At 67.8% G+C, this 11728-nt stretch carries 14 protein-coding genes and 2 riboswitches; of the genes, 5 read left to right on the forward strand and 9 right to left on the reverse strand.

Going from position 1 to position 11728, the window contains the following annotated elements:
• The first annotated feature begins 274 nt into the window (after window positions 1-274).
• Both IEY84_RS19600 and IEY84_RS19605 read left to right on the forward strand, forming a co-directional pair.
• Window positions 275-1051 (forward strand): hypothetical protein, encoded by a 777-nt coding sequence (locus tag IEY84_RS19600; RefSeq protein ID WP_183546055.1) that lies wholly within the window; start codon window positions 275-277, stop codon window positions 1049-1051.
• The gene (locus tag IEY84_RS19605) at window positions 1038-1508 is read left to right on the forward strand and encodes a type II toxin-antitoxin system VapC family toxin (RefSeq protein ID WP_183546063.1); all 471 of its coding nucleotides are present in this window, start codon (window positions 1038-1040) and stop codon (window positions 1506-1508) included. The genes IEY84_RS19600 and IEY84_RS19605 overlap by 14 nt, the downstream gene beginning before the upstream one ends.
• Window positions 1509-1567: 59 nt before the next feature.
• Here IEY84_RS19605 and IEY84_RS19610 read toward each other — a convergent pair whose 3' ends face one another.
• The 4 genes from IEY84_RS19610 to IEY84_RS19625 all read right to left on the reverse strand — a co-directional run bounded on the left by IEY84_RS19610 (window position 1568) and on the right by IEY84_RS19625 (window position 4150).
• Window positions 1568-1951: a hypothetical protein gene (locus IEY84_RS19610; RefSeq protein WP_183546065.1), complete on the reverse strand. Its 384-nt coding sequence runs from the start codon at window positions 1949-1951 to the stop codon at window positions 1568-1570.
• Window positions 1952-2066: 115 nt separating this feature from the next.
• On the reverse strand, window positions 2067-2660 hold the full coding sequence (locus IEY84_RS19615; protein ID WP_229788847.1) for a hypothetical protein: 594 nt from the start codon (window positions 2658-2660) through the stop codon (window positions 2067-2069).
• Between the two features lie 172 nt (window positions 2661-2832).
• Window positions 2833-3576, reverse strand: coding sequence for a hypothetical protein (locus tag IEY84_RS19620; RefSeq protein ID WP_183546068.1), 744 nt, complete (start codon window positions 3574-3576; stop codon window positions 2833-2835).
• Window positions 3521-4150, reverse strand: a complete 630-nt coding sequence (locus tag IEY84_RS19625; RefSeq protein WP_183546070.1) for a TetR-like C-terminal domain-containing protein — start codon at window positions 4148-4150, stop codon at window positions 3521-3523. Before IEY84_RS19625 ends, IEY84_RS19620 begins: the two co-directional genes overlap by 56 nt.
• Window positions 4151-4208: 58 nt before the next feature.
• Between IEY84_RS19625 and IEY84_RS19630 the strand changes: the two genes are divergently transcribed.
• Together IEY84_RS19630 and IEY84_RS19635 are read left to right on the forward strand one after the other, a co-directional pair.
• Window positions 4209-4694, forward strand: coding sequence for an FBP domain-containing protein (locus tag IEY84_RS19630; RefSeq protein WP_183546072.1), 486 nt, complete (start codon window positions 4209-4211; stop codon window positions 4692-4694).
• A gap of 682 nt (window positions 4695-5376) precedes the next feature.
• Window positions 5377-6021 carry a hypothetical protein gene (locus IEY84_RS19635; protein WP_183546073.1) on the forward strand — a complete coding sequence of 215 codons (645 nt, stop codon included), beginning with the start codon at window positions 5377-5379 and terminating at the stop codon, window positions 6019-6021.
• A gap of 50 nt (window positions 6022-6071) precedes the next feature.
• On the opposite strand, the gene IEY84_RS19640 is transcribed toward IEY84_RS19635, so the two are convergent.
• From IEY84_RS19640 to gcvT, 4 genes are all read right to left on the reverse strand, one after another.
• Window positions 6072-6599 carry a helix-turn-helix domain-containing protein gene (locus IEY84_RS19640; protein WP_229788849.1) on the reverse strand — a complete coding sequence of 176 codons (528 nt, stop codon included), beginning with the start codon at window positions 6597-6599 and terminating at the stop codon, window positions 6072-6074.
• A 39-nt stretch (window positions 6600-6638) separates the two neighbouring features.
• Entirely contained in the window at window positions 6639-8051 is a 1413-nt protein-coding gene (locus tag IEY84_RS19645; protein WP_308424458.1) for an L-serine ammonia-lyase, read from the reverse strand.
• Window positions 8052-8124: 73 nt separating this feature from the next.
• Window positions 8125-8496, reverse strand: coding sequence for a glycine cleavage system protein GcvH (gene gcvH, locus IEY84_RS19650; RefSeq protein WP_183546346.1), 372 nt, complete (start codon window positions 8494-8496; stop codon window positions 8125-8127).
• Window positions 8497-8504: 8 nt separating this feature from the next.
• Window positions 8505-9608 (reverse strand): glycine cleavage system aminomethyltransferase GcvT, encoded by a 1104-nt coding sequence (gcvT, locus tag IEY84_RS19655; RefSeq protein ID WP_183546074.1) that lies wholly within the window; start codon window positions 9606-9608, stop codon window positions 8505-8507.
• Window positions 9609-9663: 55 nt separating this feature from the next.
• A riboswitch (glycine riboswitch) is annotated at window positions 9664-9764 on the reverse strand.
• 1 nt (window position 9765) lies between these two features.
• Window positions 9766-9861: riboswitch (glycine riboswitch) on the reverse strand.
• 107 nt (window positions 9862-9968) lie between these two features.
• Between gcvT and IEY84_RS19660 the strand changes: the two genes are divergently transcribed.
• Window positions 9969-11015, forward strand: coding sequence for a CobW family GTP-binding protein (locus IEY84_RS19660; protein ID WP_183546075.1), 1047 nt, complete (start codon window positions 9969-9971; stop codon window positions 11013-11015).
• 9 nt (window positions 11016-11024) lie between these two features.
• Here IEY84_RS19660 and IEY84_RS19665 read toward each other — a convergent pair whose 3' ends face one another.
• A complete protein-coding gene (locus IEY84_RS19665; protein WP_183546076.1) occupies window positions 11025-11705 on the reverse strand; it encodes a Crp/Fnr family transcriptional regulator in 681 nt (226 codons plus the stop codon).
• Window positions 11706-11728: the final 23 nt, after the last annotated feature.

Raw genomic sequence — 11728 nt, forward strand, 5'->3', positions numbered from 1 at the left:
CGTCGTTGGCCCCGCGGGATCATCTACGCCGTAGACGTCACGCCGCTCCCGTGGCGACGATCCACCGGGCATGTCACGCCGCTGCCAGTCGGGCGCGCTCTCATGCCGATGAGCGCGCCCACGTCTCGTGTCCGAGACTCGATAACGTGCGCCGATGGCGAAGATCAGCTCAGTCGGGTCGGGGCGATCCCGAAGCAGAAGGCGGGCAAGACCGGGGCGTGACGCTGCGCCGAAAACCGGGGCACCGTGAGGCTGCGCCGTGCATGATGGAAGCGTGGACGCACTCGAACTCATCGTGGACGAGGGGCGGCCCGCCAACGCGGGACGCTTCTTCCACTTGGGTGTCGATCTGCTCGACCTCCTGGACGAACTGTCGGAGGACGTCACCGTGGATTGGCGCATTCAGGACCTGCGCACCGGCTCGGCCCTGGCCACCGTGGCCGCGCCGGAAGACCGACCGCAGGCGGGTGCCGTGCTGCGACTGGTCGTCGGGTCCTTGGCCGGCGTCGTCCAGGGTGCGCCGCTGCCTGACGGCTGGAGTCCCGACGCGGTCAACGTCGCCCACCGCTTCGTGGAGCACGGCCAAGCGGCCGACAGCGAGAACGACTGGGTGCCGCCCAGGCTCCGACTGCTCACCGACGGCAAGCGGTCAGGGAACGACGTTAGTCTCACGCCCGCACTGGGCGAGCGACTGGCAACGCTGCAGCCCTTCGAGCGCAAGATGCCCGGCTCCGTGCGGGGCACTCTGGTCGGCCTCAACGTGTCGCGCGGCAACCGGGCGTCTCTGAAGGTCGCGAGCGGCCGGGTTGTGCGCGTCGGTTTCGACAGCGGCATGCGCGAGACGCTGAAGGAAGCGCTCTACAGCGCCGTCGAACTGCGCGGCGAGGTGCGCCAGGACGGGGACGGCCGGGTCTTCCACGTTCGCGCCGACGACGTCGCGCCCTTGGCCGAGCCGCGTGCCCGGTGGGCGGACATGTTCGGCGCGGCCCCGGACTACACCGGCGGCGCGCCCGTGGACGAGTGGCTGGAGGCGCACCGTGGCGAGGCCTGACAAGGTGGAGACCGCCCTGCTGGACGCTTCGGCGCTCCTTGGACTCGTAACCGGGGAGCCCGCCTTCGCCTGCCTCAAACCGCTGCTCGTCGCTGTGGACCGCGGGGAGATCCGACTCGTGGAGTCCACCGCGATCCTGATCGAGGTCCGCCCCCACCACGATGACGACGACGAGGAGAACGCCCGCGCGCGGGAAGACTTGCACGACCTGCTCCAGTCGGAGCGGACGCAACTCGTAGATGTCAACACGGTAGTCGCCCGCAAGGCGGGCCAGTTGGCCGCCGAACTGGGGTTGAAGACGTGGGACGCGATACACCTTGCGACCGCGATCCTTGCGCGGGTGGACGTGCTGATCGTGCGCGACCGCAAGTTGCCGGAGGGCGATTACGAGGGCGTGTGGGTGACGGGACCGTTCGACCTCAACGAGGACAACCTTCTCGGTCTGCTCCCGCCGTAGCGCGAGGGGGCTGCACAAGCCGATGCCAGCTGGCATAGCCCATTCCGCATGTGAGACTCCTACCGCTGGGTCATGCGCATCCAGCGTTCGGGCGGCGCTTTGTGAGCCCGAATCGCCTCCGCTTCCAAGATCTCCCAGCGTTGCAAGACATGCCGTTCGAACTCACTCGGAAGGCGCACACTGTGGTCTTCGACGTAGTGCGCGAGTCCCTCCGGCCACAAGTACGAACCGTCGGTCAGTTCGGCGTTTCCGTTGGCCGAAAGATTGCAGATCCGGCAGGACGAGAACCCCATCATGTGCAGCACGGGCAGACCACCTCGAAGGTACGCGACCACGAGTTCCCGCTCGTCGTCATCCCAAGTCTCGTCAAGGTGCCCCCGCGGATCTGGAAGCGTGGGTTCGTACTCACTGCGCCAATACCCGACACGAATGAGGATCGTCATATCGACATCCTGACGCAGCTGTCGCGACGTGTCGCTACAACGTGCCCACTCGAACCGCCGGGCGCGTCGGAACTGCGTCACACCGCCGCGAATGTCTCTGTAGGGCCGGAAGACCTCACCCGGTGAGGATGCGGAGGGCGGCTTGGCCCTCAGCCCGCCGATCAGCAGAGAGGGCCGTCCATACTCGGGCATTGTCGGGTATGGCTGTCGCGAGCGCTGCCAAGCGTGCCTTGTCTGACCCCGCGAAGTGCTCGCGCTCGGCATAGGGATCTTCGATCACCGACAACAGGAGCGCCGCGTCCTGGAGATGACGTTCATTGTCGCGCGAGTCGGACTGGTACGCGGCCGCCTTCAGGATCAGCGCACCGAACGGTGACGGCACGCTGATCGTCGTCACTCGTCCGGGCGTGATCTGCAGACGCGCGTTGATCGTTCGCCGCAACGCTTGAGTGCCGCCCTCGATCGACATCATGTTCTTGCCACGCAGCTTCTCGACCACTCGGGGCGCGGCGTGGTCGGCGACCAGTACGTCGACCACGTCCGTCGCACCCGTGACGAGATCCACCCGCGATGTGCCTCGGACGAAGCGGTGGGCGATCGTGTTTCGCGCATCGAGCGACGGAGCGAACACATAGCCGATCGACTCCAAAGCACACGTGGCTTCAGCGGCGACGCCACGCGTGGTTTCGACGTGCAGCACGATGTCCACGTCGTTCGTCGGCCGGATGGCGTCGATACCTCGATGGATGGCGTGGAGCTGAGCCATCAGGCCGCCTACGAGCGTCCACTTCTCGTGTGCCAGCACGGCCTCGATCTCGGCGACGTTCGGCCACGGTGCGCCCCATCCACCGCTTGGACTCGGCACCTCGATAGTGGGGCGTTCAGTCACGGAGGTCCTCCAACGCCCTCTCGATCGCGTCGAGGCCGGCCCGGCGCTCGCGTACATCGAGGGAATCGGCCAGATCCATCGCCGCGAGCACGACCCCCCGCTCCGAAAGGTCGCGCACCTGATCGAGGTCCATGGTTGTCGCGCGGAGCGTGACATGACCTTCCTCGTCCGGAGACAGGGCATACCGCGACACGACGCCGGCAACATTCGCGACCGCGACGTAACCATCGATGTCGGTCGTCTCGACGAGTCCGAGCCGACCGGCCACCCCGACCGGATACACCAGCTCTGACTCGAGGTATTTGCCTGCGCTGGAATGAGCGCGGTAGCGGGTCACAGCGGCCCGCCCACGGGCACGTTCGACCAGGTCAGTCGCGGACAGAACGCGAAGTCGCGCCCTGACTCGGGACTGCTGCCGCTCCCCCAGCCAGTCGGCGTCCGCTCCCGACAGTATCGCCACCGCTGCCCATGCCGTGGCCTCCGACCACGCGCGACGATGTGAACCACCCCGGACTGCGATGAGACGTTCGACCGACGTCTCGTCCACCACACCACGGGCCACCCGGCAGAGCTCTCCATTGGCGACGAGGTGTTGCACCTGTCGCGTGGACACCCCGAGACGCTCCGCGGCCTCGGCTACCCCGATGAGACGCATGACAGATAGTTTCGCATACGCGAAGCTATCTGACCATGTTAGCTGCAGCGGCCCTAGCGGCGAGGCGCGTGAGAGATCCATCGAGGTCATCGAGCGCCTCGCCCCAGGTGGCGTCACTCGAGGGCTCGCTGTGGGCGAAGGTGCCGGCGAGCTCGAGGGTGATGTAGCCGTGGATGAGGCTGGACATCAGACGTACGGCGTACGTCTCGTCGGTCTGGGCGATGCCGTAGCTGCGGACGACGGCGAGGGCGAGGTCGGCGTTGCGGCGGCCGGCGGTGATCGCGGCGGCCACCGAGTCCGGGATCTCCGCGGCCGGGTCGGAGGCGGGTGGGACGCGCTGGCGGGTGGTGGCGTCGTAGCGGCCGGGTGAGCGGCGGGCGAAGTCGCGGATGGCGTCGGCGTACGCGACGAGGAGGTCGCGGCCCTCCCCTGCGGCGATCGCGGTGCTCGTGGCGTCGGCGAGCTCGTCGAGGACGTACGCGGTGACGGCGGTGCGGAGGTCGGTGGCTCCGGAGATGTGGGAGTAGAGGGTCGGCGACCTGACGCCGAGGTGCCGCGCGAGGACCGAGATCGTGACGGCGTCGAAGCCCAGCTCGTCGGCCAGGTCGGCGGCGGCCGCGATCACGGCGGTCCGGTTCAACCCTGGCCGGCCCATCGACACCCTCCTAAATAACGAATTGCCTAACAGTTGTAGGAAATCTAGCATGGTTGGCATGAAGCCGCTGACCGAGACCGACGTACGCGCATCGTTCGTCAACCTCACCAAGGGTGCGACCAAGCGCCTCAACCTCCCCGCCGACCTGGCCGAACAGCCGTGGGACGACCTCGACTACCTCGGCTGGCAGGACCCGAAGGCACCGCAGAACCACTACCTCGTCACCGAGCACGACGGGCGCCTCTGCGGGGTGGCCCTCCGGGCCTCGCGCGAGACGCGAGGGCCACGGAAGACCATGTGCGCGCTGTGCGCCTCGGTCGGTGACGTCGCGCTGCTGGTCGCCTCCCGCGCCGGTCGCTCCGGGCAAGACGGCAACTCGGTCGGCACCTACATCTGCGCCGACCTCGACTGCTCACTCAAGGCGCGCAACAAGCGGAAGCTCGACTCCCCGGTCATCCACGAGACCCTCAGCGCCGAGCAGAAGGTCGATCGGCTGCTTGGCAACCTCGACGCCTTCGTCGCGAGGGTGCTCCGACCCGCCTGACACCCACGCCCGGCGGACAGGCTCGGAGCTCTCGCGTGTCGTCCAAGCCGGGTGGCATCGCAGAGATCGCCTAATTGAAGCTACCCAGTAACGCGTTCACACCGAAGAAGCTGGCGCCGACCAGGGGCACGGTCATTACGAGCATGAGCGTGGCCAAGCGCAGGGTTGCTCCCCACCCTGCCTGACACACAGCCAAGAGGAGGTCCCAAAATTCGATGTGATCGCGGCCGTAGCATCCCCGACTCATTTCACGGCGCGCGCGCCGACGGATCTTCTTACCCACAAGACCAGCATCCGCTTCACATAACCCCAGGTCAACTTGCTATTTATGACGTTTGCAGCGGATCGACACTGCTGTATCAGCAGACCTACTTCGACTTCTCACTTAGAAGACATCTGCGGGTGAGCGGAGTTACACTGCGTTTGTGCAGGAAAGTTTAAAGAAGTGACCCCTAGAACCCCTAGGACCCCCAGAACCCCCGTACCGCCAGTTGCACCGCTACAAGGGTCGGACCGCCAACAGAAATTAGCTCCCGAGTCCGAATCGGCGTACCTCCTGAGGCGCGCTGTCGAGCGTTCTCAGAGGACGAGCGGTCTCCAATTGCCAAGAGCCTTCTTTCGAGCGACCTCAGACGAAGGCCCGCCCTTAGCAGCAATGATGAGAGGTGGGCGGGGAGGGGAGGTGCGGCTCAAGTTGTACCTCTCGATGTGTTTGGTCGCCACCAAAGCGCCGTACCGCATCGAGCAGCCCATTCCAGCGAGGGTTTGGGCGTCGATGCTCGCCTTGCCGGATCCCGAACTCAACGGCGCCCGCCGAGTCTCCGATGCACTCACCTGGCTACACAAGAAGGACTATGTCCGACTCGTGCGCAGCGGAGGCGCACCCCCAGAAGTGAGGCTTCGCAGCGCGAGTGGAAACGGGGCCAAGTTCGTGCGGCCGCTGACGAACTACGTTCAGGTACCTCTTGGACTCTGGAAGAATCAGTGGATCGCCCGCCTGAGTGGGAGATCACTGGCGGTCTTGCTTGCACTCCTGGACCTGCAGGGCGGCAAGGACCCCGCCAGTCCACCGTCCATGAATACCCAGCAGCGAAACCGGTATGGCTTTTCTCAAGACACGTGGACCCGCGGCGAGCGCGAACTCAAGAACCTCGACTTGCTCACCGTCCGCCGAAGTCCGCAAGGCGCGGAGTTCGACTGGCGCCGCATGCGAAATACCTACTGGGTAGACGTGGAAGCGCTCAACAGCCGAACCGCGCCACTTCACGACCCATCCGGTGCGGATTCGCACGGGAGCGGACGAGGCCACACGTCACCAGAGCAATAATTTCGAGCAATGAGAGGGAGATCGCGCGCGACCTGGACACAATGAATGCATCAGCCGGCGTCGGCCAGTTCTCCGAGGACCTCGATTCGATCGGACTCGCTGAGTAGGCCACCCATGGGCGAGACCTCGCGCATCTCGATGGAGTCGCGGTCGAGTCCTGTCATGACACGCTGCAGACCGCGTACATCCTCGTTGTCCACGAGCGAGGTCCAGCGCTTGAGGTTCCGCTCGTGAGGTTGTCCGCTGACGTTGCGGCGGAGGTGGTCGAGGCGGCGTTCGATCCTCGGCTTCCACTCACGCAGGGTCGTCGGAGTCAGATCACCCGACAGGCGACGGTGAAGCATCCACGAGCGGCGTTCCGAGCGCGTCAGTTCGGGCGTGATGGGGCGGCGTACGACCTCGAGACGCCAGCCCATGCAGGACAGCAGGCGGTCGAGCTGATCGTCGCTCAGATCGACCTTCCCGGAGAGGAACTGGCTGATGCTCGGCTGATGAACGCCGCTGGTGCGGGACAGCGTCGACTGGGTGGTGCCCGTCTCGAGCATCACCTCGCGCAGGATCTCTCCACGTGACGACACGACCCCATTATAGCAAGATCTACTATCGACCGTCGCTGCTCAGCATTCGATGACGTTGACCGCGAGGCCGCCGCGGGAGGTCTCCTTGTACTTGACCTTCATGTCGGCCCCGGTCTCGCGCATGGTCTTCAGCGCCTTGTCCAGGCTGACCTTGTGGGAGCCGTCGCCGTTGAGGGCGAGGCGGGCGGCGTTGATGGCCTTCACGCTGGCGATGGCGTTGCGTTCGATGCACGGGATCTGCACCAGCCCGCCGACCGGGTCGCAGGTGAGGCCGAGGTTGTGCTCGATGCCGACCTCGGCGGCGTTCTCCACCTGCTCCGGGCTGCCGCCCAGCACCTCGCAGAGGGCACCGGCTGCCATCGCGCAGGCCGAGCCGACCTCGCCCTGGCAGCCGACCTCGGCGCCGGAGATCGAGGCGTTCGTCTTGCACAAGATTCCGATGGCGGCAGCGGTGAGCAGGAACCGGACGATGCCGTCCTCGATCGCGGCCTCGTCCAGGCCGGCCTCGGGTGCCACGAAACGTACCCAGTAGTGCAGGACGGCGGGCACGATGCCAGCCGCGCCGTTGGTGGGAGCGGTGACGACCCGGCCGCCCGAAGCGTTCTCCTCGTTCACCGCCAGGGCGAACAGGTTGACCCAGTCCATGACCCGGAAGGGGTCCTGGGCGCCGGCTCCGGAGGCCAGGTCGCGGTAGAGCAACGGCGCCCGGCGCGGGACCCGCAGACCCCCAGGAAGTACGCCGTCACTGACCGGATCACGGTCGCAGCCCGCCTGCACACAGTCGGCCATCACCTGCCAGATCTCCAGGAGACCGGCACGGACCTCGTCCTGCGTACGCCAGGTCAGCTCGTTGGCGAGCATGAGGTCGGAGACCCGGAACCCCTCGCGCTCGCAGGTGCTGAGCAGCTCGGCACCGGTGGTGAACGGAAACCGGACGCTCGAGTGGTCGGGCACGATCCGCGCGGCGCCGGAGGCGTGCTCGTCGACCACGAAGCCGCCGCCGACGGAGTAGTAGGTCCGCTCTCGGCTGACCTGCCCTGAGGCGTCGTAGGCGGTGAACACCATACCGTTGGGGTGGCCCGGCAGGCTCTTGCGCCGATGCATCACCAGGTCGGTCTGGCTATCGAAGTGGATCGGCCGATGACCGCCCAGCGACAGCTCGCCGCGCTCGCGGATGTCCGCCACCCGCCCGGACGAGGCCCGGGTGTCGACAGTCGCCGGCTCCTCCCCCTCGAGGCCGAGCAGCACCGCCCCCTCCGAGCCGTGCCCGTGCCCGGTCGCGCCGAGCGACCCGAACAGCTCGGCCTTCACCCGCGTGACCGCGTCCAACTGACCGTCCTCGACGAGGCTGTCGACGAAGGTCTTCGCGGCCCGCATCGGTCCGACGGTGTGCGAGGACGAGGGCCCGATCCCGATCGAATACAGATCGAAGGTGCTCAGGGTCACCGCCACGACCGGGGCCGGGGCGCCGCTGACAGCACCCATTGCTTCGGGCTCCGCTTCAGCAGCAGCGGTCACGGACGGTTCACTCCTCGATCAGAGCGTCGTAGGCCGCGGCGTCGAGCAGGTCGGGAGCGCCAGAGACACGCATCTCGAAGAGCCAGCCGGCGCCGAACGGGTCGCTGTTGATCAGCGCGGGGTCCTCGACGACGGCCGAGTTGATCTCGAGGATCTCGCCGTCGGCAGGCGCGAAGAGGTCGCTGACCGACTTCGTCGACTCCAGCTCACCGCAGCTCTCTCCCCCGGTGATCTTGCTACCCACCTCGGGCAGCTCGACGAAGACGATGTCGCCCAGCGCCTCGGTGGCGAAGGCGGTGACGCCGACGCGCGCGACATCACCGCGGGTCTCGATCCACTCGTGCTCGGCGGTGTACGACAGGTGGGACGGGTTGCTCATGGCAGTGCTCATTTCTTGGAGTAGAAGGGAAGGTCGACGATCTCGGCGTCCTCGCGGCTGCCGCGCACGTCGACGTGGACCTTGGTGCCGACGGCAGCCAGATCGGGCCGGACGTACGCCATCGCGATGGGACGTCCGAGGGTCGGCGACGGGGAGCCGCTGGTGACGGTGCCGATCTCATCGCCGGTGGCCGGGTCCGCGATGGCGTAGCCGGCCCGAGGAGAACGGCGCCCGGCGGCCACCAGGCCGACGAGCACGCTGCGCGGACCCTCCTCGCGACGCGTCGCCAGGGCGGCATCGCCGACGAAGCCGTCGAGCTTCTCGAAGGAGACGACCCGACCGAGGCCGGCCTCGAAGGGGGTCGTGTCGCGGTTCAACTCGTGACCGTAGAGCGGCATGCCGGCCTCGAGCCGGAGGGTGTCGCGGCAGGCGAGCCCGGCGGGCTGCAGGCCGTGCGGCGTACCTGCCTCGGTGATGGCCTCCCAGACCGCAGCGGCCGACGAAGGCTCGCAGTAGATCTCGAAGCCGTCCTCGCCGGTGTAGCCGGTGCGGGCGAGCAGGACGTCGACCCCGGCGACCGTGCCTGCGTCGATGGCGTAGTACTTCAGGGACGGGACGTCCAGGTCGGTCAGGGCAGCGACGATCGCCGGCGAGGCGGGGCCTTGGACCGCGATCAGCGCCCACTCCGCGGAGGCGTCGCGGACCACGGCGTCGTACCCCTCGGCACGCTCGACCAGCGCCGGCGCGACCACGTGGACGTTGCTCGCGTTGGCGACGACCAGGTAGCGCTCTTCCTCGAGCCGGTAGACGACGAGGTCGTCGATGATGCCGCCGTCCTCGGCGCAGATCATGGAGTAGCGGGCGCGGCCGAGGCCGATCTTCGACGGCCGCCCGACCAGGGCGCGGTCGAGGGCGCGTCCTGCCTCGCGGCCGGTCACCTCGATCTCGCCCATGTGAGAGAGGTCGAAGAGGCCCGCGGTGGTGCGTACGGCATTGTGCTCGGCGGTCTCCGAGCCGTAGCGGACCGGCATGCTCCAGCCGGCGAAGTCGGTGAACGAGGCACCGAGCGCCTGGTGGATCGCATGCAGAGGGGTAGGGACGGGTGAGGTCATGTGCGGGAGGCTCCCTGGTGATGGGTGCCGACAGCCGGCACCCGTGGACGGGTGACCTCCCCGCTCTGTCATCGCTACCTGAGAGCTTCACCGCCCGAGAGGGGCGATTTGCACCGTGGGTGCAGGATCCAGCGGATCCTGTCTTTCCAGAGGTCGCCTCACCACAGCGGTCATTGGGCCTGAGAGATTCTGGGGAGGTTTGCTCCTTCGGCGCCTCACCCCGGATGGGCGAGGACTCTCCCGCTGCGGTTCAAATGGCGGATGTGAAGTTGTGCGGCACAACCTAGGTCTGGCCACCTCGGTCGTCAAGACGTGACCCCCTTAACGGGAACTGTTCTCATCGAGCTCTACGATGGCCAGATGCCACCGACCAGCGCCACCCGGGTCCCCGTGGTCATCCTCACCGGCCATCTCGGGTCGGGCAAGACCACGCTTCTCAACCATCTGCTGCGCCAGCCCGGCGCGCGGGTGGGCGTGGTCGTCAACGACTTCGGCGACATCAACGTCGACGCCGGCCTCGTCACCGGCCAGGTCGACGAGCCGGCCTCGATCGCCGGCGGCTGCCTGTGCTGCCTCCCCGACGCCGGCGGCCTCGACGACGCACTGGAGAAGCTCACCCACCCGCGGCTCGCGCTCGACGTCGTCATCGTCGAGGCCAGCGGTCTCGCCGAGCCCGGCACGTTGGCCCGGCTGGTCCGGTTCAGCGGTGTCGAGCGGGTACGCAGCGGTGGGCTCATCGAGGTCGTCGACGCCTCGGCCTACTTCGACACCCTCGACGACGGTCGGGGTCCGGCACCGGTCCGGTTCGCGGCCGCCTCCCTGGTGGTCATCAACAAGACCGACCTGGTGCCGGCGGCCGACCGCCCGGGGGTCCTGGCGCGGCTCGAGGAACGCGTGCGGGAGCACAACCCCGAGGTCCAGATCGCGTACGCAGTCGGTGGCCGCATCGATCCCCAGCTCGTCTACGACGCGGCCGTACCCGAGGACCCGCCCGACGAGCTGCCGATCGCTGCGCTGCTGCGCGAGGCGGCCGCCTCGCACGGCGCGCACCAGCATGCCCGAGCCGTCACCGTGACCACGCCAGGCACCATCGAGCCGGCTCGGCTGCTCGACCTGCTCGAGGACCCGCCGGAAGCGGCGTACCGGGTCAAGGGGACTGTCGCGGTCGCGACCGGACAGGGTCCGCGCAGCTACCAGGTGAACCTGGTCGGGCGCAGCGCCCATGTGGCAGCGGAACGGCGGACCGGCCCGGGAACCGCGGTGCCGAGGAGCGAGCTGGTGGCCATCGGCCTGGAGCTCGATCCGGATGCGGTCCGGCAAAGGCTCACCGATGCGCTCGCCCCGGCCGAGCGACCGAGCACCGACGGCCTTCGCCGGCTCCGTCAGCTCGTGCGGGTCAGCCTCTGACCAGCAGGATCAACCCGCGCGGCGCACGATCCGCTCCATGTCGGTGATGACCACCGAGCGCGACTCCAGCCGGACCCAGCCCTTCGCCGCGAAGTCGGCGAGTGCCTTGTTGACCGTCTCCCGGGCCGCGCCGACGAGCTGGGCGAGCTCCTCCTGGGTGAGGTCGTGACGGACGTGCACGCCCTCGTCGGTGGTCTCGCCGAATCGCTCGGCGAGGTCCAGCAGCGCCTTCGCCACCCGGCGGGGCGCGTCGGCGAAGACCAGGTCGCCGATCACGTCGTTGGCCCGACGCAGGCGACCCGACAGCAGGGCGAGCAGTCCGCGCGTCACGCTCGGCCGCCCGTCGAGCAGGGTCAACAGGGCGTCGTGGGACAGCGAGGCGAGCTCGACCCGGTCGGTGACGGCCGTGACCGTCGAGGAACGCAGACCGGGATCGAAGAGCGACAGCTCACCGAACACCTGACCCGGGCCCAGGATCGCCAGCACGCTGTCCTGCCCGCTGGCCGAGGCGCGGCTCAGCTTCACCTTCCCGGCCACGACGGCGTAGAGCCGGTCCGCGGCATCGCCCTCGTGGAACAGCACTTCGCCCCGCCGCAGGCGGGACTCCCCCATCATCGCGAGCATCGCCGTCATCGACTCGTCGTCCAGCTCGCCGAAAAGCGGCGCGTGCCGAAGCACGTCTCGATCCATTACTAAGCCGCTCCTGTCGTCGT

The sequence above is a fragment of the Nocardioides albus genome (genome assembly GCF_014648255.1).
Taxonomy (GTDB): Bacteria; Actinomycetota; Actinomycetes; order Propionibacteriales; family Nocardioidaceae; genus Nocardioides; species Nocardioides albus.

What these genes read in the sequence shown, in the direction of transcription:
- IEY84_RS19610 (WP_183546065.1), bottom strand. Translation starts at nt 1,951, where the DNA reads ATGACGATCCTCATTCGTGTCGGGTATTGGCGCAGTGAGTACGAACCC.
- IEY84_RS19620 (WP_183546068.1), bottom strand. Translation starts at nt 3,576, where the DNA reads ATGGATCTCTCACGCGCCTCGCCGCTAGGGCCGCTGCAGCTAACATGG.
- IEY84_RS19625 (WP_183546070.1), bottom strand. Translation starts at nt 4,150, where the DNA reads ATGGGCCGGCCAGGGTTGAACCGGACCGCCGTGATCGCGGCCGCCGCC.
- IEY84_RS19630 (WP_183546072.1), top strand. Translation starts at nt 4,209, where the DNA reads ATGAAGCCGCTGACCGAGACCGACGTACGCGCATCGTTCGTCAACCTC.
- gcvH (WP_183546346.1), bottom strand. Translation starts at nt 8,496, where the DNA reads ATGAGCAACCCGTCCCACCTGTCGTACACCGCCGAGCACGAGTGGATC.
- gcvT (WP_183546074.1), bottom strand. Translation starts at nt 9,608, where the DNA reads ATGACCTCACCCGTCCCTACCCCTCTGCATGCGATCCACCAGGCGCTC.
- IEY84_RS19660 (WP_183546075.1), top strand. Translation starts at nt 9,969, where the DNA reads ATGCCACCGACCAGCGCCACCCGGGTCCCCGTGGTCATCCTCACCGGC.
- IEY84_RS19665 (WP_183546076.1), bottom strand. Translation starts at nt 11,705, where the DNA reads ATGGATCGAGACGTGCTTCGGCACGCGCCGCTTTTCGGCGAGCTGGAC.